19 protein-coding genes are annotated in these 20,239 nt (G+C 73.0%); 13 read left to right on the top strand and 6 right to left on the bottom strand.

The features are described from left to right. Window positions 1–48: 48 nt before the first annotated feature. The 7 genes from JOE61_RS11605 (at window position 49) to JOE61_RS11575 (ending at window position 6,129) form a co-directional block, all read left to right on the top strand. Entirely contained in the window at window positions 49–627 is a 579-nt protein-coding gene (locus JOE61_RS11605; RefSeq protein ID WP_193669596.1) for a carboxymuconolactone decarboxylase family protein, read from the top strand. After that, entirely contained in the window at window positions 620–1,123 is a 504-nt protein-coding gene (locus tag JOE61_RS11600) for an OsmC family protein (RefSeq protein ID WP_193669595.1), read from the top strand. Before JOE61_RS11605 ends, JOE61_RS11600 begins: the two co-directional genes overlap by 8 nt. Before the next feature lie 382 nt (window positions 1,124–1,505). Then, window positions 1,506–2,498: an ABC transporter substrate-binding protein gene (locus tag JOE61_RS11595; protein WP_193669594.1), complete on the top strand. Its 993-nt coding sequence runs from the start codon at window positions 1,506–1,508 to the stop codon at window positions 2,496–2,498. Between the two features lie 63 nt (window positions 2,499–2,561). Continuing rightward, window positions 2,562–3,359: an ABC transporter ATP-binding protein gene (locus JOE61_RS11590; protein ID WP_193669593.1), complete on the top strand. Its 798-nt coding sequence runs from the start codon at window positions 2,562–2,564 to the stop codon at window positions 3,357–3,359. Beyond that, window positions 3,352–4,119: an ABC transporter permease gene (locus JOE61_RS21715; protein WP_193669592.1), complete on the top strand. Its 768-nt coding sequence runs from the start codon at window positions 3,352–3,354 to the stop codon at window positions 4,117–4,119. Before JOE61_RS11590 ends, JOE61_RS21715 begins: the two co-directional genes overlap by 8 nt. Beyond that, window positions 4,116–4,943 carry an ABC transporter permease gene (locus JOE61_RS11580; protein WP_193669591.1) on the top strand — a complete coding sequence of 276 codons (828 nt, stop codon included), beginning with the start codon at window positions 4,116–4,118 and terminating at the stop codon, window positions 4,941–4,943. Before JOE61_RS21715 ends, JOE61_RS11580 begins: the two co-directional genes overlap by 4 nt. A gap of 13 nt (window positions 4,944–4,956) precedes the next feature. Further along, entirely contained in the window at window positions 4,957–6,129 is a 1,173-nt protein-coding gene (locus JOE61_RS11575) for a M24 family metallopeptidase (protein WP_193669590.1), read from the top strand. A 33-nt stretch (window positions 6,130–6,162) separates the two neighbouring features. Here JOE61_RS11575 and JOE61_RS11570 read toward each other — a convergent pair whose 3' ends face one another. From JOE61_RS11570 to JOE61_RS11555, 4 genes are read right to left on the bottom strand one after another with little or no spacing between them, the layout of a single operon-like run. Next, window positions 6,163–7,623 (bottom strand): NAD-dependent succinate-semialdehyde dehydrogenase, encoded by a 1,461-nt coding sequence (locus tag JOE61_RS11570; protein ID WP_193669589.1) that lies wholly within the window; start codon window positions 7,621–7,623, stop codon window positions 6,163–6,165. 34 nt (window positions 7,624–7,657) lie between these two features. Then, window positions 7,658–8,899, bottom strand: a complete 1,242-nt coding sequence (locus JOE61_RS11565; protein WP_307822956.1) for a M24 family metallopeptidase — start codon at window positions 8,897–8,899, stop codon at window positions 7,658–7,660. A gap of 5 nt (window positions 8,900–8,904) precedes the next feature. Next, complete coding sequence (locus JOE61_RS11560; RefSeq protein WP_193669588.1) at window positions 8,905–9,855, bottom strand: NAD(P)-dependent oxidoreductase; 951 nt, start codon at window positions 9,853–9,855, stop codon at window positions 8,905–8,907. Window positions 9,856–9,857: 2 nt separating this feature from the next. Further along, entirely contained in the window at window positions 9,858–10,991 is a 1,134-nt protein-coding gene (locus tag JOE61_RS11555; RefSeq protein ID WP_193669587.1) for an alpha/beta hydrolase family protein, read from the bottom strand. A 150-nt stretch (window positions 10,992–11,141) separates the two neighbouring features. Here JOE61_RS11555 and JOE61_RS11550 point away from each other — a divergent pair, with 150 nt between their 5' ends. From JOE61_RS11550 to JOE61_RS11530, 5 genes are all read left to right on the top strand, one after another. Further along, the gene (locus JOE61_RS11550; protein ID WP_193669586.1) at window positions 11,142–12,044 is read left to right on the top strand and encodes an ABC transporter substrate-binding protein; all 903 of its coding nucleotides are present in this window, start codon (window positions 11,142–11,144) and stop codon (window positions 12,042–12,044) included. Beyond that, on the top strand, window positions 12,028–13,227 hold the full coding sequence (locus JOE61_RS11545) for an MFS transporter (RefSeq protein WP_227491884.1): 1,200 nt from the start codon (window positions 12,028–12,030) through the stop codon (window positions 13,225–13,227). Before JOE61_RS11550 ends, JOE61_RS11545 begins: the two co-directional genes overlap by 17 nt. 5 nt (window positions 13,228–13,232) lie before the next feature. Next, window positions 13,233–14,249, top strand: coding sequence for a LacI family DNA-binding transcriptional regulator (locus JOE61_RS11540; protein ID WP_307822955.1), 1,017 nt, complete (start codon window positions 13,233–13,235; stop codon window positions 14,247–14,249). 121 nt (window positions 14,250–14,370) lie between these two features. Continuing rightward, the gene (locus JOE61_RS11535) at window positions 14,371–15,615 is read left to right on the top strand and encodes an MFS transporter (RefSeq protein WP_193669584.1); all 1,245 of its coding nucleotides are present in this window, start codon (window positions 14,371–14,373) and stop codon (window positions 15,613–15,615) included. Between the two features lie 15 nt (window positions 15,616–15,630). Continuing rightward, window positions 15,631–16,524: a hypothetical protein gene (locus JOE61_RS11530; protein ID WP_193669583.1), complete on the top strand. Its 894-nt coding sequence runs from the start codon at window positions 15,631–15,633 to the stop codon at window positions 16,522–16,524. On the opposite strand, the gene JOE61_RS11525 is transcribed toward JOE61_RS11530, so the two are convergent. Next, entirely contained in the window at window positions 16,525–17,760 is a 1,236-nt protein-coding gene (locus JOE61_RS11525) for a fatty acid desaturase family protein (RefSeq protein ID WP_193669582.1), read from the bottom strand. A 43-nt stretch (window positions 17,761–17,803) separates the two neighbouring features. Next, window positions 17,804–18,964, bottom strand: a complete 1,161-nt coding sequence (locus tag JOE61_RS11520) for a ferredoxin reductase (protein ID WP_193669581.1) — start codon at window positions 18,962–18,964, stop codon at window positions 17,804–17,806. A gap of 84 nt (window positions 18,965–19,048) precedes the next feature. Here JOE61_RS11520 and JOE61_RS11515 point away from each other — a divergent pair, with 84 nt between their 5' ends. After that, complete coding sequence (locus tag JOE61_RS11515) at window positions 19,049–20,218, top strand: PucR family transcriptional regulator (RefSeq protein WP_193669580.1); 1,170 nt, start codon at window positions 19,049–19,051, stop codon at window positions 20,216–20,218. The last annotated feature ends 21 nt before the right edge of the window (window positions 20,219–20,239 follow it).

The following is a 20,239-nucleotide window of genomic DNA, read 5'->3' as shown; positions in this document are numbered from 1 at the left end:
CACACGACCAGACGACCCGAAGACCCGAAGACCGACAGAGGAGACCGCATGCCCCGCATCAGCTACGTGCCGATGGACCAGATGGACGACCAGATGCGCGCCGAGATGGAGCGCTGCGCCCGCGACGGCACGCCCCGCCCGGAGAGCTCGGCGGTGCGCGCGCACTCCCCCGAGGTCTTCAAGACCTTCACCGACTACTGGCACGCCACCTTCCGCTCCGGCGAGCTCGACCACGCCATCAAGGAGCTGTGCCGGCTCTACATCACCCGCACGACCAACTGCCAGTTCTGCGGCAACCAGCGCTCCTCGAGCGCGGCGCTGCCGGAGTACGCCGACGACGACCTGCTCAACTTCGAGGACGCCGAGTCCTACGACGAGCGCCAGAAGGCCGCGCTGGCCTACGCCCAGGCGATCGCCTGGGGCGAGCAGGACCTGGACGGGTTGTGGTCGCGCCTGCACGAGCACTTCACCGAGACCGAGCTGGTCGAGCTGGGCTGCTTCGTGGCGCTGACCTTCGGCCAGCAGTCGTGGATCCGCCTGCTCGGCATCGGCCACCAGGAGTACGCCGTCGAGGGCATCTCGTCGACGACCGGGCTGGCACCGGGCGTGGCGGCGTCGCATGGCTGAGCCGACGAGCAGCACCCGCGTGGTCGAGCGCGCCGACGCCGCCCCCGACTTCCTGCGCCGCAAGACGCTGACCGCCCACAACGAGGCGACGATGCGCACCGTGGTCGACACCGGCGAGTTCGGCACGTTCACCACCGACGAGCCGGTCCCCCACGGCGGCAGCGGCGAGGGCCCCTCCCCGCTGCAGGCCGTGCTCGGCGCCCTGTGCGGCTGCGAGGCGGTCACCTTCAACCGCACCGCCACCGACCTGGGCTTCAGCTACGACTCGCTCGACTTCGAGGCCGCCTTCACCATCGACATCCGCGGCCGCCTCGGCGACCGCACCGTGCGTCCGCACTTCCAGACCGTGCGCGTGCGTGCCGTCGTGGCCACCAGCGAGACCCCCGAGGCCTTCGCGGCCGTCGTCGAGGAGACCGAGGCCCGCTGCCCGGTGATGAACCTGATCGTCGACGCCGGGGTCGACCTGCGGGTGGAGTGGGTGCGCGACGCGGGCTGAGCCGCCCCGACCACGAAGAACAGCACTGCAACGGCCGCATTCGTTTGCAGCAAACCCCTGGCAGGGAGCTCCCCCGGAGCGCGCCCGAGCCTGCCCGGATGCGGCCGGAGAGGCCGGCCACCCGGCCGGTCCACAGGCGCGCCCAACTCCTGTACAGGCGCGAAAGCAGGCTCGTCCAGCATGTGACGGCAACCACATCCAATTGCCCGAATCCGTTGACACTCGCGTCGGCTCGGTGCTTCACTTTCGGTGCAATCGATTGTAGTTCTGCTGGGGTGTCAGCGTCGGGCTCAATCGACCTGAGGAGAGAGAGGGTCTCGTGACACGACGAAGCATCGGCTCGAAGCGAGTAGCGGCAGTCCTGAGCATCGGAGTCGTCCTGATGGCGGCTGCCTGCTCCGGCGGCGACGACGACGACGCGCAGGGCGCGGACGGATCGAGCGGCAACGGCCAGCTGAAGGTGAGCATGCCGGTCATCCCGCCCAACTTCGTGCACGTGATGCCGTGGGTGGCCCAGGACCAGGGCTTCTACGACGACTTCGGCGTCGACGTCGAGCTGGTGAGCCTGGACTCCGGCGTGACCGCCCTGCGCGGCGCCGAGGCCGGTTCGGCCGACATCGCGGCCGTGCCCACGCCCACGCTGATCAACGCGGTCGCCCAGGGCGGCTCGGCCAAGGCGTTCTACACCTACTCGCCCAACCTCGACGTGCAGATGGTGGTCAGCGACGACATCGGCTCCTGCGAGGAGCTCGAGGGCCAGGTCGTGGGCGTCGACGAGGTCGGCGGCTTCGCGGAGGTGCTGACCAAGAAGTTCTACACCTCCTGCGGCCTGACCCAGGACGACGTCAAGTACGGCAACTTCCCCGGCGCCGAGGGCCAGGCCATCGCCCAGGGCCAGGCCGTCTCCGGCGTGCTGCACATCGACGAGGCGGCCGGCGTCATGCAGCAGTTCCCCGACGCGGGGCTCAAGTCGCTGGTCAACCTGTGGGAGGTCGTGCCCGACTGGCACTACGCCGGCTACGCGGCCCCGACCGACCTGCTCGAGGAGAAGCGCGACGAGATGGTCGCCTTCACCGCGGCCAACATCGCGGCCAACGAGTTCATGAGCGACTCCGCCAACAAGGAGGCCGTGCTCGACACCGCCGTCGAGGTCACCGGTCTGGACCGCGAGATCCTCTCCGACACCTACGACACGTTCCTCGAGGACGGGCTGTTCCCGAGCGACAACGGCTACCCGCAGGACATGGTCGACTACACCGCCGACCAGCAGGTCGAGCTGGGCAACATCGAGGAGGGCGACAAGCCCGCCTACGAGGACCTGGTCGACACGACCATCTACGAGGACGCCCGCGCCCTCGTCGACGAGCAGTCCTGATCCGTGAGGGGGTGGCCCGCCCGGGCCACCCCCTCCCCCGGCTTCTTCGAAAGGCTCCATCCAGTGGCGAACGTTGACATCACCGGCCTCAGCAAGCACTTCGACTCGCTCAGCGTCTTCGACGACGTCGATCTGCACGTCGGCGACAACGAGTTCGTGTCGATCCTCGGCCCCAGCGGCTGCGGCAAGACGACCCTGCTGCGCATCGTCGCCGGCATCGAGGAGCGCACCTCGGGCTCGGTGCTGGTCGACGGCGACGAGGTCGAGCGGCCCCGCCCCGACACCACCCTGGTCTTCCAGAACTTCCGGCTGCTGCCCTGGCGCACCGTCGAGGACAACGTCGCCTACGGCCTGCGCCTGCGCGGCAAGAGCAAGGCCGAGTCCCGCGCCGCCGCGCAGCCCTACATCGCCATGGTCGGCCTCGAGGGCCGCGAGAAGAAGTACCCCTACCAGCTCTCCGGCGGCATGCAGCAGCGCGTGGGCCTGGCCCGCGCGCTGGCCATCAAGCCCGGCACCCTGCTGATGGACGAGCCCTTCGGCGCCCTCGACGCCCAGACCCGCGAGCTGATGCAGGACGAGCTGCTGCGCATCTGGAGCAACGACAAGCGCACCGTCATCTTCGTGACCCACTCGATCGACGAGGCCATCGTGCTCTCCGACCGGGTCATCGTCATGCAGTCCAACCCCGGTCGCATCGTCGAGGACATCACCATCCCCTTCGAGCGCCCCCGCACCCCCACCGCGATCCGCACCGACCCCCGCTTCGCGCGGCTGCGCGCCGAGATGTGGTCGCTGCTGCGCCAGGAGCCCCTGAGCACCGAGCTCAGCCCCGAGCTGCTCAACGGTGTGAGCGGTGAGTGACCGCGGCCTCTCCCGCAGCCGGGTCCTGCAGCTGAGGGTCGGCTTCGCGCTGTTCGTCCTGGCCGCCTGGTACCTCGTGGCCCTGACGATGGGCGGGCTCTTCCTCGCCCCGCCCCACGAGATCGCCTCCCGGCTGGGCGAGTCGATCGCCAGCGGCGAGTTCACCACCTACCTGGCCCCCACGGCGTACGTCGTGGCGGTCGGTGCCGGCCTCGGCGTCGCCGTGGGCGTGCCGTTCGGCCTGCTCATCGGCCGGGTGCGGATGCTCTACTGGCTCACCGAGGCGCCGATCAACATCTTCTACACCACGCCGCTGGTGGCGCTGATCCCCTTCATCCTGGTGATCGTCGGCTTCAACTACACCTCGAAGATCTTCATCGTCTTCCTCTTCACGGTGCTGCCGATCATCATCAACACCTCCGCGGGGGTGCGCACCGTCGACCGCGACCTGGTCGAGCTGTCGCACTCGTTCTGCGCGAAGGAGTGGACGGTCTGGCGCGACGTGCTGGTGCCGGGCTCGCTGCCCGCGACCATGACCGGCCTGCGGATCGGACTGATCCACGCCCTCGTCGGGGCGGTGCTCGCCGACTTCTACGCCGGGGCCAGCGGCTTCGGCTACCTGATCATCCTCTACTCCAACCGCTTCGACATCGCCGGTGCGCTGGGCCCGGTGCTGGTGCTCGCCGCCGCGGGCGCCGGTGTGGCCAGCCTCCTCAAGATCGCCCAGCGACGACTCTCACCCTGGCAAGGAGTGTCATGACCCAGGTCAGCGACGCCATCGGCACGCCCCGCACCGTCACCCCGCGCCCCCGGCGCGCCGGCATGTCCGCCGCCACGAAGGAGCGCCTGTGCTGGTGGAGCGGACTGCTGCTGATCCCCGTGGTCTGGCAGCTCTACTCGATGGTGGCCGAGAGCCCCCTGATCGTGGGACCCATCGAGGTCGCGCAGGCCGCCGAGGGCATGCTCGCCGACGGCTCCCTGTTCACCGCGGCGCGCGAGAGCGCCCTGGTCTTCGCGGCCGGCATGGCCGCCGGCACCGCCGTCGGCCTGCTCATCGGGATCCTGGTGGGCCGCTTCCGCACCGTCGACGTGATGCTCGACCCCTACATCTCGGCCCTCTTCGCGACCCCCCTGGTCGCCGTCATCCCGATCCTCATCGTGGCGCTGGGCTTCGGCTTCCAGGCCAAGGTCGTGATCGTGGCGATGTTCGCGTTCTTCCCCGTGGCCATCAACACCGCGGCCGGAGTGCGCGGCGTGCCGCGCGACCTCGACGAGCTGGCCGCGTCGTTCTGCTCCTCCGAGCTGCAGACCTGGCGCGACATCCTCGTGCCCGGCGCCCTGCCCTTCATCGTCACCGGGGTCCGCCTGGCCGTGGGCCGCTCGCTCATCGCCGTCGTGGTCGCCGAGTTCTCCACCGCCGTCACCGGCCTGGGGTTCCTGATCCTGGTCAACTCCCGGCGCTTCAACATGGCCGAGGCGCTGGTGCCGGTCGTCGTGCTGATGGCCACCGGCTTCCTGCTCTACACCCTGCTGAAGAAGGTCGAGGCGCGCCTGGCGCCCTGGATCCTGCGCAGCTCCGACTGATGGGCTCCGACTGATGACGGCCGACCGCGAGGCGGCGCTGCCGCCGCTGTTCAGCCCCGACGAGATGGCGCGGCGCCGCAGGGCGCTCGACGAGGTGCTCGAGGCGCACGGCCTCACCCACGTGGTCCTGCACGGCGCCAACCGCTCGGGCAGCGCCGTGCAGTGGCTCACCGGCTGGCCGGTGACCCGCGAGGCGCTGGTCGTGCACAGCCACGGGTCCACCGGCGTGCCCGACACGCTGCTGGTCAACTTCTACAACCACGTCCCCCAGGCCCGCCGCGTCGCCGCCGACGCCGACGTGCGCTGGGCGGGCTCGCGCACCCACGAGACGATGCTCCAGGAGCTGGCGCGCCGCGGCGCGCTGGGCGGCGGGGTCGGGGTCGTCGGCGCCCTGCCGATGATCGGCCACGACACCCTGCGCGGGGCCGCCGACCGGGTGCTCGACCTCTCCGGCGCCTACACCCGGCTGCGCCTGCGCAAGTCGCCCGAGGAGCTGGCCTGGCTGCGCCGCGCCGCCGAGCTGACCGACCTGTCCTGCGCCGCGATGCGCGACGGGGCCCGCCCCGGCAGCACCGAGCACGAGCTCGGCGCCCTGGTCGAGGGCGCCTACCTGCCGCTGGGCGGCACCAGCTACATCCACTACTTCTCGATCACCTCGATGGCCGAGCCCGCCCAGTGCGTTCCCTCGCAGTGGCCCAGCGCCCGCCGGCTGCACGCCGGCGACGTGGTCTCCTGCGAGCTGAGCACGAGCTGGGGCGTCGACTACCCCGGCCAGCTGCTGCGCACCTTCACGGTCGGCGCGGAGCCCACGGCGCAGTACGCCGAGCTGCACGCCGTCGCCGACGAGGCGCTGGCCCGCGTCGAGGCCGTGCTGGCCCCGGGCGTGGCGCCCGCCGAGGTCGTCGAGGCGGCCTCGGTGATCGAGGAGGCCGGCTTCACCACGGTCGACGACCTGGTGCACGGGCTGGGCGGCGGCTACCTGCCGCCGGTCTTCGGCTCGCGCAGCCGCACCCTGGAGCCGCTGCCCACCACGACCTTCGAGGCGGGGATGACCGTGGTCGTCCAGCCCAACGTCACCACGCCCGACGGCACGGCCGGCGTGCAGACCGGCGAGCTGCTCCAGGTCACCGACGGCGGCTGCGCCCGGCTGCACTCCTTCCCACGCGGGATGGGCCGCATCGCCTGATGCGGCCCATCCCGGGGGGTGGAGCGGCCGGGGTCACCAGGTGACGGCGACGTACTTGGACTCGAGGTAGTCGAGCATCCCCTCGTGGCCGCCCTCGCGGCCCACGCCCGACTGCTTGGTGCCGCCGAAGGGGGCGGCCGGGTCGGAGACCACGCCGCGGTTGAGCCCGACCATGCCGGAGTCGAGGCGCTCGCTGACCCGCAGTCCGCGGGCCAGGTCGCGGGTGTAGACGTAGGACACCAGGCCGTACTCGGTGTCGTTGGCCATCGCGACGGCCTCGTCCTCGTCGGTGAAGGTCACCACCGGGGCCACCGGGCCGAAGATCTCCTCGCCGAGGATGCCCGAGGTGCGCGGCACGTCGAGCAGCACGGTCGGCTCGTAGTAGAAGCCCTCGCGGTCGGGGCGGCTGCCGCCGGTGACCACCCGGGCGCCGTCGGCGACCGCGCCGTCGACCAGCTCGGCGACCTTGGCAGCCGACTCCTCGTTGACCAGGGGGCCGACCTCGGTGTCGTCGTGGGTGCCCGGCCCGACCCGCAGCGCCGCCATCCGCTCCGCGAGGCGGCGGCTGAACTCGTCGGCGACGTCGGCGTGCACGTAGAACCGGTTGGCGGCCGTGCAGGCCTCGCCGCCGTTGCGCATCTTGGCGATCATCGCCCCGTCGACCGCGGCGTCGAGGTCGGCGTCGTCGAGGACCAGGAAGGGCGCGTTGCCGCCCAGCTCCATCGAGCAGTTCACGACCTGGTCGGCGGCCTCGCGCAGCAGCACCCGGCCCACCTCGGTGGAGCCGGTGAAGGACAGCTTGCGCACCCGCGGGTCGTGCAGCATGGCCGAGACCACGGCCCCGGAGCGGCGCGCGGGCAGCACGTTGACCACGCCCGGCGGCACGCCGGCGTCCTCGAGGATGCGGGCCATCAGCAGCGCCGTCAGCGGGGTGTCGCTGGCCGGCTTGAGCACCACCGTGCAGCCGGCGGCCAGGGCCGGGCCGATCTTGCGGGTGGCCATGGCGGCCGGGAAGTTCCAGGGCGTGACCAGCACGCAGACCCCGACCGGCTGGCGCAGCACCAGGATCTTGTTGGCCCCCGAGGGGGCGGTGGTGACCTCGCCGCCCGCGCGCACGGCCTCCTCGGCGTACCAGCGGAAGAACTCGGCGGCGTAGGCCACCTCGCCGCGGGCGTCGGTGAGTGCCTTGCCGTTCTCGAGGGAGATCAGGAAGGCGAGCTCCTCGCCGCGCTCGCGCATCAGCTCGAAGGCGCGTCGCAGCACCTCGGAGCGCTCGCGCGGGGGCGCCGCGGCCCACGCGTCGGCAGCAGCGGCGGCGGCGTCGACCGCCGCCATCGCGTCGTCGACGGTGCCGTCGGCCACGCTGGCCAGCACCCGGCCGGTGGCGGGGTCGAGCACGTCGAACCGGCCTCCGTCGGAGGCCGGCACGACCTTGCCGCCGACGCACAGGTCGAGCGGCAGGTCGGTGATCTGGTCGAGGGTGAGGTCGCTCATGGCGAGACCTTTCGCGCGGTGGGTCGGCTGGGGATCAGTAGGGGTTGGTGACGAAGAGCTCGTCGGCCGGGAAGAGCGTGAGCACCTGGGGGCCGTCCTCGGTGATGACGATCTCCTCCTCGATGCGGGCCGCGGAGTAGCCGTCGGAGGCCGGGCAGTAGGTCTCCAGCGCGAAGACCATCCCCACCTGCAGCTCGACCGGCTCCTTCATGGAGTTGAGGCGGGAGATGATCGGGCGCTCGTGCAGCCCCAGGCCCAGGCCGTGGGCGAACTGCAGCCCGAAGGCCTCCATCTCGCTGTCGAAGCCGAACTCCTCGGCCTTCGGCAGCAGCGCGGCGACCTCGTCGGTGCCGACCCCGGCCTTGATGCCGTCGATGCCGCGGTCCATCCACTCGCGCGCCTGGGTGTAGGCGTCGCGCTGGGACGGGGTCGAGCTGCCGACGGCGAACGTGCGGTAGTAGCAGGTCCGGTAGCCGTTGAAGGAGTGGATGATGTCGAAGAACGCCTGGTCGCCCGGGCGGATCAGCCGGTCGGTGAAGTTGTGCGGGTGCGGGTTGCAGCGCTCGCCCGAGATCGCGTTGACGGCCTCGACCTGGTCGGAGCCCATCTCGTAGAGCCGCTTGTTGGCCAGCGCCACGATCTCGTTCTCGCGCACGCCGGGCTTGAGCGCCTCGGTGATGTCCTGGTAGACGCCGTCGACCATCGCCGCCGCCTGGTTGAGCAGGACGATCTCGTCGTGCGACTTGATGCACCGCGCGTCGAGCATCAGCTGCTGGGCGTCGACGACGCGCAGGCCCTGGCGCTCCATCTCGAAGAGGAACGGGGGCTCGACGATGTCCATGCCGACCGGCAGGTCGGCCACCCCCGCCTCGACCAGCAGCGACTTGATCTCGGAGACCGCGCTCTGCATCAGCCCGACCGACGGGGCCACCGCGCCGCGGAAGCCCAGGAAGCCGGCGCGGTAGTTCTCCTTCGGCACCCAGCGCGAGTGCTGCTGGTGGTGCTTGACCGCGGAGCCGAAGTCCCACAGCACCGGCTCCTTGTCGCGGGCCAGGAGCGCGTAGCGGATCATCTTGTCGCCCAGCGCACCGCCGATCCACGTCTGCGTGGTGTAGCGGATGTTGTAGAAGTCGAAGAGCAGGAACGCCCCGCACTCGCTGCTCTCGAGCGCCGCCTTGGCCCGGCCCAGGCGGTAGTCGCGCAGCCGGTCGAAGTCCACGCGCCGCTCGTAGTCGACGCCCATGTGACCGGGCGCCGGCAGCGGTCGACCCGCCACCGGGCTCACCCGCCCAGGCCGTCGTCGACGACGACGTCCTCGGGCTTGAGGCTGATCCCCGACGCGGCGGCCTGCAGGTCGAGCAGGATCGCGAAGTCCTCGGAGAGCCGCCCGCTGCTGACGCTGGCCTGCACGGCCGCCGCGGTGGCCGCGGCCACCGGCATCGGCACGTCGAGGTCGTGGGCCGCGGCGAAGCCGAGGTCGAAGTCCTTGCGCAGCAGCACCGGCGTGAAGGTCGGGGTGTAGTCGAGGTTGACGAAGGCCGGGGACTTGTAGCGGGTGAAGACCGAGCCCATCACCGAGTTGTTGAGGAACTCCAGGAAGGCCGCGCGCGGCATCCCGCCCTTCTCGGCCAGCACCGTGATCTCGGCCAGGCACTGGGTGACCACGCCGAGCATCAGGTTGTGGCAGATCTTGGCCAGCCGGGCCACGTCGCCCTCGCCGACGTACGTCGCTCCCTTGCCCAGGTGCTCGAGCAGCGGCGCGACGCGCAGGTAGGTCTCCTCGGGTCCGGAGACGACCAGGCTGAGCCCACCGGAGGTGACGACCTTGCCGTTGCCGCTGACGGGCGAGGCGAGGAAGTCCACGCCGCGCTCGGTGCAGGCCTCGCGCATCGCCGCCGACGACTCCGTCGAGACCGTCGAGCAGTCGACGACCACCGAGGGCACGTGGTCGGGGTCGGCCAGCAGTCCGCCCTCGCCGACGAGCACCTGCTCGAGGTCGGCGGGCGTGGAGACCATCGTGAAGACGACGTCGTGGCCGCGCAGGTCGGCGATGGTGTCGGCGACCGAGCAGCCGACGTCGGTCAGCGCCTCGGCCTTGGAGCGGGTGCGGTTCCAGACGGTGACGTCCTCGCCGGCCCGGGCCAGGCGGGTGGCCATGGCAGCGCCCATCCGGCCGGCTCCGATCCAGCCGATCCGCAAGGTGCCGGGGGTGGGTGCGTCGGTGGTGTCCATGGTCAGCCTGCCTTCGTGGTGAGGGGGTCGGTGGAGATGTCGGTGGTGTCGTCGGTGGAGATGGTGGGGGCGGGAGCGCCGGTCAGCCGGGCGGCCAGCCAGTCGGCGGTGCGGGGGCGGTGCCAGGGCGCCAGGTCGGCGCACCCGTGGTTGCCCTGCTCGAGCATCAGCAGCTCGACCGGCCCGGAGACGGCGTCGCGCAGCCGCACGGCGTGCTGCCAGGGGATCAGCCGGTCCTGGCGCCCGAAGACGATGAGGAGGGGGGCCACCACGTCCGCGGCCACCGGCTCCATGCCCAGGCCCAGGGCGACCTGGCGGGCCTCGTCGTCCGTGGCCACGCCGGCGCGCACCCGGAAGGTGTCGCGGGTCAGCTGCGGCAGCCCGTCCCAGCACTCGCCGAAGTTGAAGGGACCGGCGAGGGAGACGCAGGCCGCGGCCCGCTCGCCCAGCGCAGCGGCGACGCGGGGGGCGTAGTAGCCGCCCAGGCTCACGCCCCACACGCCCAGCCGGCCGCGGTCGATCTCGGGCAGGTCGCCCAGCGCGGTCCACAGCGCCTCGGCGACCGGCGACCAGTCGCCACGGATCGGCAGGTCGTACTCCGCCTCCCCCTGGCCGGGGCCGTCGACGGCGAGCGTGGCCAGGCCACGGTCGAGGAAGCCCTGCTCGGTGGTGCGCAGCTCCTCCTTGGTCGAGTCCAGGCCGGGCAGTATCACGACGACGGGGTGCGGGCCGTCGCCGTGGGGCAGGCGCAGCACGCCCACGAGCCGGGTGTCCTCGAAGGGGACCTCGACCCGTCGGCCCGGAGGGTCGAGGTGGGGCAGGGCGTCGGTGAGGCAGTCCACGGCCCGGCGGTGCGCGGCGCGCATCTGCTCGAGGTCGTCGACGAAGACGAACTTCGCGAAGTGGTGGTAGACCGACGCCTGCGCGAGGTGCTCGCCGGCCGAGCGGTGCCGCCCCTCGTCGAGCGCGGCGCGGCCCAGGGCCTCGTGCTCGGCGCCCTTCTCGGTCCACGCCGAGCACCACTGCTCCCAGCTCTCGACACCGCTGGTGACCCGCGCGAAGTCGCCCGCGGTCACGCCGTTGGCGGTGAACCGGGGCCCCCAGTGGGAGATCGCCGACGCGACCCGCTCATCCATGTGCACTCCTGTCCCACCCCTGGCGGGAACGCCCCGCCGTGGGTTCTGCAATCGACTGCAGCCTGACCTAGGCATCAGCCGGATGTCAAGCGCCACCAGTCCCGTGCAACTCGGGCTGCAATCGACTGCACAATCCGGTACGGTTCTCAGGTGACTGTCACCGTCGTCGGCTCCTTCACCCCCTCCGTCCTCCTCGACCTCGCCGCCTCCACCGGGCAGCTGCGCGAGCACGGGCTCGACGTGGAGGAGGTGCCCGTCTCCTCCTCGCCCGGCCAGTTCCGCTCGCTGCTCGACGACGAGCTGCACGTGGCGCTGACCAGCCCCGACAACGTGATGGCCTACCGCTTCAGCCCCGCCAACCCCCTCGGCGCGCTCGCCGACGTGCGCATCGTGGGCGCCGTCGACCGCGGCATGGGCCTGGGGCTCTACGCCCGCCCGGGCCTGGGCCGCGACGACCTGGCCGGCGCCCGCGTGGGGGTCGACGTGCCCACCTCCGGCTTCGCCTTCGCCCTCTACGCCCTCGCCGACGCCCTGGGCACCTCCCGCGACGACTACGAGCTGCTCACGCTCGGCTCCACCCCGCGGCGCCTCGAGGCGCTGCTCGCCGGCGACTGCGACGTGACCATGCTCAACGCCGGCAACGAGCTGGTCGCCGAGGCCGCCGGCTGCGTGCGGCTGGCCGGGGTCGAGCGCCTGGGCGCCTACCTGGGCACCGTCGTGGCCGTCGCCGGCGAGCGCCACCTGCCCGAGGCCGAGGCACTGGTGGCGGCGTTGCTGGCCACCGGGCGCGACGTGCTCGAGGGGCGGCTCGACGCCGAGGCAGCCGCCGCCGCGGCCGCGCGCCTGGACCTCACCCCCGACCTCGCCGCCCGCTACGTCGCCCGGATGCGCAGCGCCACCGAGGGCCTGGTGCCCGACGGCGCGGTCGACCGGCCCGCGCTCGAGACGCTGGTGCGGCTGCGCACGACCTACCAGCCGGTGCCCGCCCCCGGCGGCGGCGACGTGCTCGACGCCGCCCTCGACGAGGACTCCGGGCTTGTCCACCCGCGCTGAGGCGGCGGCGCCACCCGGCCCGGCCTCGCCCATCCGGCTGCTGCAGACCACCGCCTTCGTCAGCACCCTCGACCGCTTCGCGATGCCGCCGCTGCTGGTGGCGATCGCCGCCGACATGGGTGCCCCGCTCTCGTCGGTGGTGCAGGCCGCCGGGGTCTACTTCCTCGTCTACGGGCTCTCCCAGCCCTTCTGGGGCGTGGTGTCCGACCGGCTGGGGCGGGTCCGGACGATGCGGCTGACCCTGCTGCTGGCCGGGGTGTGCACGATCGCCTCGGCCCTCACCGGCTCGCCGGCGGCCCTGGGCGCGGCCCGGGGCCTGGCCGGTGGCTTCTTCGGCGCCGCCTACCCCGCCACGCTGATCTACCTGGGCGACACGGTGCCGGCGGCCGTGCGGCAGCGCGACATCGCCCGGCTGATGGTCGGGGTCGCGCTCGGCACCGCGCTGGCCTCGGTGGGCGCCGGGGCGCTGGCCGACGTGGCGAGCTGGCGCGTGACGTTCGTGATCACCGGCGTGGCCTCGCTGGCCCTGGCCTGGGCGCTGCACCGCCTCCCCGAGCCGGTGCAGGAGCAGCGCGCGCCCTCGCCGCTGCAGTCGCTGGCGCTCATCGGCCGCTCCCGCATCGGGCTGCTCGTGCTCTGCTTCGCCTTCACCGAGGGCGCGGTGCTGCTCGGCGCGCTGACGTTCCTGCCCCCGGCGATCGAGAGCGTGGGGGCCTCGGCCGCCCTCGCCGGCGCGGTCACCGGCATCTACGGCGTCTCGGTGCTGATCAGCTCGTGGGCGGTCGGCCGCCTCTCCCAGACCTGGCACCCCAGCCGGCTGATCGGCGGCGGCGCTGTCGCCGGCGCCGTGGCCTGCGTCCTGATGGCCATCAGCCAGCAGCCGGTGATGGGCGGGGTCGCGGTGGTGCTGGTCGGGGTGGCCTGGACCTCGATGCACTCCTCGCTGCAGACCTGGGCCACCGAGGTGCTCCCGGGCGCCCGCGCGGTGATGGTCTCGTTCTTCGCCGGGTCGCTCTTCGTGGGCAGCGCGGTCTGCGCGGTGGCCGTCGCCGGGCCCGCGGCGGCCGGCGACTACACGGCCGTGTACGCCGCCCTCGCGGTGCTGGCGCTGCCGCTCGGGCTCGCCGCGGCCTGGGCCCGCGCGCGCTGGCAGCGCCCCGCGGCCCCGACGTCCCTAGGATGAGCACCGTGCAGACCCCGACGCTCCGCGACGTGGCCGAGGCCGCGGGGGTCCACGCGGCCACCGCCTCCCGCGCCCTCAACCCCGGCACCCGTGGCCTGGTCAACGCCGAGACCGCCAAGCGGGTGATCAAGGTGGCCGAGAGCCTGGGCTACCGGCCCAACCCGATCGCCCGCGGCCTCAAGACCGCCAAGTCGGGCACGATCGGCCTGGTCATCCCCGACCTCACCAACCCGTTGTTCCCCCCGATCGTGCGGGGCATCGAGGAGGTCCTCGAGCCGGCGGGCTACGGCGGGCTCATCGTCAACACCGACAACGACCCGGGCCGCGAGCGCACCCTCATCGAGTCGCTGCGCTCGCGACAGGTGGAGGGGCTGATCGTCGCCACCGCCCTGGTCGAGCACCCGCTGCTCGAGCAGCTGGCGCGCGAGCGGGTGCAGATGGTGATGGTCAACCGGCGCCCCGGCGGCATCGACGTCCCCTCGATCACCCCCGACGACGCCGCCGGCATCGCCCTCGCCGTCGAGCACCTCGCCTCGCTGGGCCACCGGCGCATCGCCCACCTGGCCGGGCCCACCTCGACCTCCACGGGCGTGACGCGCGCCCGGGCGTTCCGCAGCGCCGTGCACGACCTGTCCCTCGACGTCGACCCCGCCCTGGTCGTGGAGTGCTCGCAGTGGACCGAGGACGCGGGCGCCGAGGCGCTGCGCGGCCTGCTCGACGCCGGCCAGCGCCCGACCGCCGTGGTCGCGGGCAACGACCTGATCGCCCTGGGCTGCTACGACGTCTTCGCCGAGCGCGGCATCTCCTGCCCCGACGACGTCTCCGTGGTCGGCTTCAACGACATGCCCTTCCTCGACAAGCTGCGCCCGCCGCTGACCACGGTGGCCATCCCCCACCAGCAGATCGGCGCCGAGGCGGCGCGGCTGCTGCTCGACGCCATCGCCGAGCCCGACCGCCCGGCCCGCTCGGTGCTGCTGCCGCTGAGCCTGGTGGTGCGCGGCTCCACCGCCCCGCCCCGCTGAGCGCGGGCACGGATTCCCGGGCCCTCGCCGCGGCGCACTAGCATCGGGGACGCAGAGGGTTCAACGCGCGCTTGGAGGTGGGTTCGGCGCGTCGCTGTGACGCACCCGAAAGGCACCACCCGTGAGCCCCCTGTCCTCCTACCGGCGACTGATCGCCCTCGCCGGCCCCACCTACGTCCTGGTGGCGTTCCTGGGCCGCCTGCCGCTGGCGATGAGCCAGCTCGGCACCCTCCTGCTCGTCTCGACGGCGTCGGGCAGCTACGGCCTCGGCGGCCTCTCGGCCGGCGCACTGGCCGTGGCCAACGCCCTGGGCGCCCCGGCCGCCGGCTCGCTGGCCGACCGGATCGGCCAGCGCCCGGTCGTGCTCGTGCAGTCGCTGCTCGGCGCGACCGGCCTGCTGCTCCTCGTGGCGACAGTCGGCGGCGACGCCGGTGACGCGACCGTCGTCGCGGTCGCCGCGGCCACCGGCCTCGCGATGCCCCAGGTCGGACCGCTGGCGCGGGTGCGCTGGCGGCCGCTGACCAGCGGCACCGGCCCGCAGCAGCGCCGCCTGGTCGACGCCGCGTTCTCCTACGAGGGCGCGGCCGACGAGGCCTCCTTCGCGCTCGGCCCCGCCCTGATCGGCCTCGCCGCGGTGCTCGTCTCCCCCAGCGGTGGTCTGGTCACGGCCGCGGTGCTGCTGGCCGTCTTCGGCAGCGCCTTCGCCCTCGACCCCTCCGCCCGGCTGGTCCCCCGCCCCGACGCGACCGTCCACCCCGGGCGCCTGGTCAGCGTCGTGTTCGTCGTGCTCGCCGCCGCGCAGCTGCTCGTCGGGGTGCTCTTCGGCGCCACCCAGACCGGCGCCACGGTGCTGGCCACCGAGGCCGGGCAGCCGGGGGTCGCCGGCCTGGTGCACGCCACGCTGGGCGTCGGCAGCGCGGTGGCCGGCATCGCGACGGCGTACCTGCCCGAGCGGATCGGCCACGAGCGCCGCGCCCTGGTCGCCGCGCTGGCCCTGGCCGCGCTGAGCTGGCCGCTGCTGCTGGTCGAGGGCCTGCTGGGCGCCACCGCGGTGGTGCTGGTGCTGGGCTGCGCGGTCGCGCCCTACATGATCGCGGTCTTCTCGCTCGCCGAGCGCGTGGTGCCGCGACCGCGCGTGGGCGCGGCGATGACCACCCTGGCCAGCGCCACCGGCATCGGCTACGCCCTGGGCTCCTCGGTCGCGGGCCGGCTCGCCGACGCGCACGGCTCGACGGCCGCCTTCTCGGTCACCGTCACCACGACACTGCTGGCCACGCTCCTGATGGCCACCCAGCAGCGCCGCCTGCGCGCCGCGACCGAGGCCGGCAGCGGCCGCGACGAGGCTCTCGCCAGCACCCCCGCGTAGTGCCATGCTCGGAGGATGCGGGTCGAGCAGGCCACCTCCGAGCAGTACGACGCGCTGGTCGCGCTGGGCGTGCGGCGCAACCGGCACCTGAGCGAGACCGACGCCGGCTGGCAGCTGATGGTGCCCGAGACCTGGCCCGGGCTGGTGGCGCTGCGCGCGGTGCGCGGCGACGGCACCACGATCGGCTACGGCTGGGTCACGCGTGCCGCGCACCTGCCGCCGGGCTGGGCGGTCGAGTGGATCACGGTGAGCGCCGAGGCCGAGGGGTGCGGCGTCGGCTCGGCGCTGCACCGGGCACTCGCCGCACGCACCCCCACGGGCACCACGCTGCTGACCACGAGGGTCTTCGACGACGAGCCGCGCAGCCTCGCGGTGGCACGGCACTGGGGCTACGAGGTGGAGGAGCTCTCGATCGAGTCGGCGCTGGCGCTGGTCGACCTGCCCGAGCCGCTGCTGCCGGCCGGCGTCGAGCTGGTGGCCTGCGACGACCTGCGGGTGCGTGACCAGCCCGCCCTCGACGCGATGCTGCGCGCCAGCCAGACCAACCCCGAGGCGGTGCACGGCGGTCGCTACGTCACCGCCGGGTCGCTGCGCTCCTCGAGCCGGGGCGCCCGCCCGGTGGGCGTGCTGGCCCGCGTCGAGGGACGCCCCGCCGCGATCACCCACGGCGTCGTGGTCGGCACCGAGCTCTTCGTGGCCTACACCGGCGTCGACCCGGCGCACCGCGGCCACGGGCTGGCACTGACGGTGAAGATGCAGCTGCACCGCCGTGCCGCCACGGCCGGCGCCAAGGTGGCGTCGACCCAGAACGAGGAGCACAACCGCGGCATCCGCGCCGTCAACGCCGCCCTGGGCTACGAGGTCCGCCAGGGCACCTACCGGCTGCGCAAGCCGGTCGGGCGCGCCTGATCAGGCGGCGGTGGCGAGCTTGCGCGCCTGCTGCTGCAGCCGGGCCTGCGCGGCGCGGCGCACCTTGGGACCCTTGGTGGTCATGCCGTAGAGCAGCTTGAGCTGGCTGGGCAGGTTCTTGGCGTTGGTGGTGGCCATCCAGCCGTTGGGCAGCGAGAGCCGCACGACCTTGTGCCAGGCCGAGTAGACCTGCGCCGGCAGCGAGGCCTCGTGGTAGTTCAGGCCGTACTCGTCGAAGAGCGCCTTCACCTTCACCGCGACCTCGGCGTACCGGTTGGAGGGCAGGTCGGGGAAGAGGTGGTGCTCGATCTGGTGCGAGAGGTTGCCGGTCATCAGGTGCATCGCCTTGGAGCCGGAGATGTTGGCCGAGCCGAGCATCTGGCGCACGTACCACTGGCCCCGGGTCTCCTTGACCGGGATCTCCTTCTTCTCGAAGGTCTCCACGCCCTCGGGGAAGTGGCCGCACATGATCACCGAGTGCGTCCACAGGTTGCGCACCAGGTTGGCGGTGGCGTTGGCGGCCAGGGTCGGCAGGAAGGAGCCGGTCGGGATCGACAGCGCCGGGTGCACGACGTAGTCCTTGGTCGCCTGCTTGCGGATCTTGCCCAGGGTGCCCTTGACGTTGGCCTTGAAGACCTCGGAGCGCTTGTGCTTGGGGGTGCGCAGGTTCTTGCCGAGCTCGAGGTCGTAGGCGGCGATGCCGTACTCGAAGAAGCAGGCGTTGATGAAGTTCCACAGCGGCTGGGCGAGGTACATCGGCACCCAGCGCTGGTCCTCGTCGACGCGCATGATGCCGTAGCCGAGGTCGTTGTCCTTGCCCACGATGTTCGTGTACGTGTGGTGCACCTCGTTGTGGCTGTGCTTCCACGCCTCGCTCGGGGTGGCGTTGTCCCACTCCCAGGTGCTCGAGTGGATCTTCGGGTCGCGCATCCAGTCCCACTGGCCGTGCATGATGTTGTGGCCGATCTCCATGTTGTCGAGGATCTTGGCCACGCTCAGTCCGAGGGTGCCCAGCACCCAGGCCGGCGGGAAGACGCTGGCCAGCAGCACCGCGCGCGAGCCCAGCTCGAGCTTGCGCTGCACGTCGATGACCTTGCGGATGTACGCCGCGTCGTCGGCGCCGCGGGTGTCGACGACCTCCTGGCGGATCGCGTCGAGGCGTGCCCCGATCTCCTCGATGTCGGCGTCGCTGAGGTGGGCGATGGGGTTCTCGGGCTTGCGGGTGATGGCAGTCATGGGGATCTCCTCGAGTCGATCGGGGGTCGGTGGTCGATCGGGGTCAGTGGTCGATGGCGCAGGCGCCGGCGGCGGCGCTCACGCAGGTCTGGACGAGGACGCCTCGCGGGTCGGTCTCGCCGGGCACGGCGGTGGTGACCTCGCCGTTGCGCAGGTCGCGCACCGAGCCCTCCTTCAGCGGCAGCACGCAGCCCATGCAGATGCCCATCCGGCAACCGCTGGGCATCAGGACGCCGGCCTCCTCGGCCGCGTCGAGGATGGGGGTGGCGCCGTCGGCCTCGACGACCGTGCCGCCCTGCTCGAAGGTGACCGCGCCACCCTCGCCGGGCGCGACGCGGGCGGTGCGGAACTGCTCGACGAAGAGGTCGACACCGGCGGTGCGGTGGTGCTCCTCGAGGGCGTCGAGCAGCCCCGACGGGCCGCACGCGAAGGTGCGGCGCTCGGCGAGGTCGGGCACGAGCTCGTCGAGGTCGGCGACGTCGAGCACCCCGTGGGTGTCGTCGTAGCGGGCGACCAGGCGGATCGCGCCGGCCTCGTCGAGGGCGACCAGGTCGTCGCGGAAGATCGAGCTGGGCTCGGTCGGCGCGACGTGGACGACCACGATGTCGAGGTCGTCGCTGCGACGCAGGCGCAGCACGCCGGTGTCGGTGGCCGGGAAGAGGTTGCGCAGCATCCCGATGACCGGGGTGATGCCGGAGCCGGCGGTGACGAAGAGCAGCTTGGTGGGCTGGCCGACCACGGTCTCGGGCAGCACGAACTCGCCGGCCGCCTGCTCGAGGTGGACCATCGTGCCCGCGGTCGCGCGGTGCACGAGGAAGTCGCTGACCCTGCCGTCGGGCACGGCCTTGACGGTGATCGAGATCAGCCCGTCGCGGCGCGGGCCGTGGGTCAGGGAGTAGGCGCGCCAGTGGCGCACCCCGTCGACGTCGATGCCGATGCGCAGGTACTGCCCCGGCACGTGCCCGGCCCAGTCGGCACCCGGCTTGATCTCGATCGTGGCCGCGTCGTCGGTCTCGGGGCGCACCGCCACGATCCGCCCGCGCAGCGGGGCGCCGCGGCGCAGCGGGTGGAAGACGTCGAGGACGTCGTCGACCTCGAGCGGGGTGACGGCGGCCTCCGCCACGCGCCGGGCCTGCCGGCGCAGGGCGGCCGACCACGACGGACGGGCCGTGGTGGCGGGTGCACGGAAGGCGGTGCTGGTCATGGGCTCCACTCTGCTGGACCGAGCCGCTAAAGTCCTGTGCAGACGATGCAGACTTCTGCCTCACTATTGTTCGGAGCGAACAACATGGCTCGACGGCTCCCCGCGCACATCGCCGGGCACGGCCTCCAGCTGCCCGCGCAGGCGGTCACCGAGATGCGCGCCGACCTGGCCTCGGTGGCCGACCGGGTCGTCGCGGCCATCATCGCCGAGGTGCCGTCGTACGACGACGCGCTGACCGGGTCGATGGGCGAGAACATCCGCAACGCGGTGCAGCTGGCGCTGGGCGGGTTCCTGTCGCTGGCCGGCGGCCGGCGCGGCGCCGACCCGCGCACCCCCACCGCGCCGTCGGTGGAGGGCGCCTACCAGCTGGGCCGGGGCGAGGCGCGCAGCGGGCGCACCACCGACGCGCTGCTGTCGGCGTACCGCATCGGGGCGCGGGTCTCGTGGCGGGAGATGTCGACGACGGCGGTGCGCACCGGCATGGACGCCGAGACGCTGGGCGGCTTCGCCGAGCTGGTCTTCGCCTACATCGACGAGCTGTCGGCGGCCAGCGTCGCCGGGCACGCCGACGAGCTGGCCACCACCGGCCGGGTGCGCCAGCGGCTGCTGGAGCGGCTGGCCCGCCAGCTGCTGACCGGCGCGCCCGCCGAGACCGTGCTCGAGACCGCCACCCGCGCCGAGTGGGAGCCGCCGACGACGCTGACGGCGGTGCTGATGCCCGACTCGCAGGTGCGGCCCGTGCTGGTCTCGCTGCCGGGGGCGACGATCGCGGTGGCCGAGGCCCCCGACATCGAGGAGGGCGGGCTGCTGCTGGTGCCCGACGCGCACGGGCGGGCGCGCGGCGCGCTGCTGCGCACGCTCGAGGGCCGCGACGCCGTCGCCGGGCCGGCCCGGCCCTGGCTCGAGGCCAGCGCCTCGCTCGACCGCGCCCGGCGGGCCAAGGCGCTCGGCCTGGGCCCCGACACCGAGGCGCACCTGCCCGAGCTGGTGCTGGCCGCCGACGCCGACGCCCGCGCCGACCTGCGCGCGGCGGTGCTGGCCCCGCTGGACGACCTGCGCCCGGCCACCGCCGAGAAGCTGACCGAGACGCTGCGCGCGTGGCTGCTGCACCAGGGCCGGCGCGACGCGGTCGCCGAGGAGCTCTTCGTGCACCCCCAGACCGTGCGCTACCGGATGGGCCAGCTGCGCGAGCTCTTCGGCGACGACCTCGAGGACCCGGCCACGGTGCTGGCCCTGGTGATCGCGCTGGGTTGAGGGGGGTGGGGGTGCTCGCCG

Source organism: Nocardioides salarius (assembly GCF_016907435.1).
GTDB classification, from domain to species: Bacteria; Actinomycetota; Actinomycetes; order Propionibacteriales; family Nocardioidaceae; genus Nocardioides; species Nocardioides salarius.
This window is presented reverse-complemented; position numbering and strand designations above follow the sequence as displayed.

Excerpts from the sequence above, each read along its gene's own strand:
- JOE61_RS11605 (WP_193669596.1), top strand. The coding sequence starts at position 49 with ATGCCCCGCATCAGCTACGTGCCGATGGACCAGATGGACGACCAGATG.
- JOE61_RS11600 (WP_193669595.1), top strand. The coding sequence starts at position 620 with ATGGCTGAGCCGACGAGCAGCACCCGCGTGGTCGAGCGCGCCGACGCC.
- JOE61_RS11595 (WP_193669594.1), top strand. The coding sequence starts at position 1,506 with ATGGCGGCTGCCTGCTCCGGCGGCGACGACGACGACGCGCAGGGCGCG.
- JOE61_RS11580 (WP_193669591.1), top strand. The coding sequence starts at position 4,116 with ATGACCCAGGTCAGCGACGCCATCGGCACGCCCCGCACCGTCACCCCG.
- JOE61_RS11575 (WP_193669590.1), top strand. The coding sequence starts at position 4,957 with ATGACGGCCGACCGCGAGGCGGCGCTGCCGCCGCTGTTCAGCCCCGAC.
- JOE61_RS11570 (WP_193669589.1), bottom strand. The coding sequence starts at position 7,623 with ATGAGCGACCTCACCCTCGACCAGATCACCGACCTGCCGCTCGACCTG.
- JOE61_RS11560 (WP_193669588.1), bottom strand. The coding sequence starts at position 9,855 with ATGGACACCACCGACGCACCCACCCCCGGCACCTTGCGGATCGGCTGG.
- JOE61_RS11555 (WP_193669587.1), bottom strand. The coding sequence starts at position 10,991 with ATGGATGAGCGGGTCGCGTCGGCGATCTCCCACTGGGGGCCCCGGTTC.
- JOE61_RS11530 (WP_193669583.1), top strand. The coding sequence starts at position 15,631 with ATGCGGGTCGAGCAGGCCACCTCCGAGCAGTACGACGCGCTGGTCGCG.
- JOE61_RS11525 (WP_193669582.1), bottom strand. The coding sequence starts at position 17,760 with ATGACTGCCATCACCCGCAAGCCCGAGAACCCCATCGCCCACCTCAGC.
- JOE61_RS11520 (WP_193669581.1), bottom strand. The coding sequence starts at position 18,964 with ATGACCAGCACCGCCTTCCGTGCACCCGCCACCACGGCCCGTCCGTCG.
- JOE61_RS11515 (WP_193669580.1), top strand. The coding sequence starts at position 19,049 with ATGGCTCGACGGCTCCCCGCGCACATCGCCGGGCACGGCCTCCAGCTG.